This window comes from Mesorhizobium sp. M7A.F.Ca.US.007.01.2.1, from assembly GCF_003998165.1.
Lineage (GTDB): Bacteria > Pseudomonadota > Alphaproteobacteria > Rhizobiales > Rhizobiaceae > Mesorhizobium > Mesorhizobium ciceri.
In genome coordinates this window covers 1-1,657 of sequence record NZ_RZQP01000457.1, presented here as the reverse complement: position 1 = coordinate 1,657, position 1,657 = coordinate 1, and the positions used below count along the sequence as shown (strand labels likewise).

Annotated in this window: 1 protein-coding gene and 1 pseudogene; both read left to right on the top strand. The window is 68.0% G+C overall.

Annotated elements, in window-relative coordinates; translation table 11 throughout:
- Window positions 1-170: pseudogene (locus tag EN949_RS36975) on the top strand (xanthine dehydrogenase family protein subunit M); the annotation flags it as partial.
- Window positions 160-1,657, top strand: a 1,498-nt coding sequence (locus tag EN949_RS35065) for a molybdopterin cofactor-binding domain-containing protein (RefSeq protein WP_164782670.1), incomplete at its 3' end; no start/stop codon positions are given. The pseudogene EN949_RS36975 and the gene EN949_RS35065, both read left to right, overlap by 11 nt.

Sequence of the window (1,657 nt, the reverse complement as noted above, 5' to 3'; positions counted from 1 at the left end):
CTGCCTTGGCCGATGCCAGCCCTTCCGGCGACAATGCCTTCAAGATCGAGCTTGCCCGCCGCATCGTGATCAGGGCGCTGATCTCTGCGCTTTCGGGAACGCCCGAGCGTCTGCCGGCCCTTCCTGCCTCCCCGTTCTCGAACATTCCTGGAGCGCGCCATGACGCTTGAACTCAGCCTCAACCAGCAACCCGCCCATGCCCGGCAAGGCTCTAGCATCGGCCAGCCGCTGACCCGCCGCGACGGCTTTCTGAAAGTCACCGGAGCCGCGCGCTATGCCGCCGACAACCATCCGCCCGGCATGCTCTACGCCGTGCTGGCGGTCAGCAGCATCGCACGCGGCCGCGTCGCCGCGCTGGATGTCGAGGCGGCCAAGGCATACAGAGGCGTGGTCGAGGTGATGACGCCCAAGAACCGGCCAGCGCTCGCTGCCGATCCGGACGCCAAGGACCATCCCTTCATGTTCCGGCTCGACCTCTTGCAGAACGACCAGGTCCGCTACCCCAATCAGAGCATCGCCGTGGTGATCGCCGAGACGCTGGAGGCGGCGACCGAGGGGGCGGCGCTGCTGTCGCCGCGCTATGAAGTGATGCCGGCGCGCGTTGGCCTCGACGGCGCCGAAAATTTCGTGCCGCGTGCTGTCGGCGTCGGCGGTCCGGCCGTGCAGCACAAGGGCGATGTCGAGGTCGGCCTTAAATCCGCAAAGACGCGGATCGAAGCCACCTACGAGACGCCGGCCCAGTACCACAACGCCATGGAGCCGCATGCGATCGTCGTCGCCTGGGAAGGCGACACACTGTCGATCGACACACCGAGCCAGGGCCTTGCCATGGCGCAGGGCCGCATCGCCGGCCTGTTCGGCATCGCGCCGGAGAACATCCACATCCGCAGCCCGTTCCTGGGTGGCGGCTTCGGTTCGAAAGGCATGATCTCCGGGCCGCAGGTGCTCGGCATCCTGGCGGCGCGTCTCGTCGGCCGTCCGGTCAAGCTGGTGCTGCGACGTGAGCAGATGTACGGGCCGGTCGGCCACCGTGCGCCGACGCGCCAGACGCTGCGCATGGGCATGGATGGCGAAGGGCGGCTGACGGCACTCGACCATCACGCCAAGACCGCGTCGAGCACGTTCGACGATTTCTTCGAACCGGCGGCGGATGCCTCGCACACGCTCTATGCCAGCCCGGCCATCGCCACCTCGCACGATGCGGTGCGGCTCGATACCGGTACGCCGCTGTTCATGCGGGCGCCCGGCGAAGCCACCGGCTCGATCGCGCTGGAGAGCGCTATCGATGAGGCAGCCTACGCCTGCGGCATGGACCCGCTGGAATTCCGGCTGCGGAACTATGCCGAGGTCGAGCCGATGACCGGCAAGCCGTTTTCCTCCAAGGCGCTGCGCGAATGCTACAGGCAAGCGGCCGAGACGTTCGGCTGGGCGAGCCGCCCGCTTCAGCCTCGGCTGATGCGCGACGCCGACGGTTTCCTGACCGGCTGGGGCATGGGCACGGCGACCTTCCCGGCGATCATGTTCCAGGCCGAAGCGCGGGCGGTGCTGAGAGCCGATGGCAGCGGCGTGATGGAGACCGGCGCTCAGGACATGGGGCAAGGCGCCTGGACCGCCTTCGCCCAGATCGCCGCCGACGGACTGGGACTGGATATCGACC